The following is a 1,532-nucleotide window of genomic DNA, read 5'->3' as shown; positions in this document are numbered from 1 at the left end:
CGGTTGATCCAGCATGGAGCTTCGCTGAAGGATGTTTTAATGATTGCAGGGTAATTTTGGGAATGTCTAAAAAAGTGTGTAAGTAAATTGTCTGACAATTTTCCCTTTGCCTGCTTGACTACCTTGCTTTAAATGCCGGAATGCCAGTCAAGGTAAGGGTTCCAGCCTTGACTGACAATTCTGGCATTTGATAAAATCTTGAGAGCAGATCAGAAAAACTTACACAGTTTCTATTACATTCTTGTAATTTTGTGCAATTTTCGTTATTTGCTCATTTATAGTCTGAAAATCATTTCAAAATTTTTTTAAATTTTTACCCACTTGCTTCTTTTCACTCATATCAAAAATAAGATTTTAATTATGATTTTTTATCAAAAATCTTTTCACACAAAAGTACAGCTTTTTCAGTCTTTGATAAAGTATAACGAAAATTCCATTCTAAATCTATACATTCCAAATACCATTGCACTTTCATTTTTCAGAAATATCTATATTCGAATCTTTAATAATATAATGCGGTCTATGTTTTGTTTCCATATATATTTTAGCAATATATTTTCCAATAATACCCATACAAAACAGCTGAATTCCACTAACAAAAACAATAATACAAACCAAAGATGCCCAACCATCTACAGAATTATTAAAAATTAATTTTCTTACAATAATAGCCACTAAAAAAACAAAAGATAGAAATGTCATTACTATTCCTAACCAAGAAGCCATATTTAATGGAACTTCCGAAAAATTAATAATTCCATCCAACGCATATTTAATCAGATTTCCAAAACTCCACTTTGTTTTTCCTGCAACACGCGCCACATTTTCATACTCCAACCAATATGTATTAAACCCAATCCAACCAAAAATTCCTTTCGAAAACCGATTATATTCATCCATCGCAACTATAGAATCTACCATTTTTCTTTTCATAAGGCGAAAATCTCTTGCTCCATCCATAATGTCCGCATCAGAAATTTTGTTAATTAATTTATAAAATTTTTTAGCAAACCATGACCGAATATGAGGTTCACCTTTTCTACTTATTCTTCTAGTAGCTACACAATCATAATTCTGTGTGCAAAGAATTTTTAACATTTTAGGTAATAAACTCGGGGGATCTTGCATATCCGCATCCATCACAGCAACATAATCTCCATCAACATTTTGAAAGCCAGCATACATAGCTGCCTCTTTTCCAAAATTTCTTGAAAACGATACATATTTTAAATTTTTATCATTTTCTCCAAATTTTCTCAGCAACTTTAACGTATCGTCATTCGATCCATCATCTATGAATATAAGTTCATAATCACATTCCATACTATGCAATACCTTACTAATTTCCTTATAAAATATAGGAAGCGATTCTTGTTCATTAAAACACGGTATAACTAATGTTATCTTCTGTTTACTCACTTTCTTCTCCGTTCTTTTTAATAATAATCATTGCTATAGCTATTTTAAGTTTCTAACTATAAATGAGCAAATCCTAAATTTTGCACAAACTAAAGACACCCTCTGCTGAATGA

General features: G+C 30.8%; 1 protein-coding gene. It reads right to left on the bottom strand.

Annotated elements, in window-relative coordinates:
- Window positions 1–471: 471 nt before the first annotated feature.
- Window positions 472–1,419 (bottom strand): glycosyltransferase family 2 protein, encoded by a 948-nt coding sequence (locus tag DW915_RS15535; RefSeq protein WP_055222226.1) that lies wholly within the window; start codon window positions 1,417–1,419, stop codon window positions 472–474.
- Between the last annotated feature and the right edge of the window lie 113 nt (window positions 1,420–1,532).

Origin of the sequence: Blautia sp. AM42-2 (genome assembly GCF_003480245.1) — a bacterium.
Lineage (GTDB): Bacteria > Bacillota > Clostridia > Lachnospirales > Lachnospiraceae > Fusicatenibacter > Fusicatenibacter saccharivorans.
This window is presented reverse-complemented; position numbering and strand designations above follow the sequence as displayed.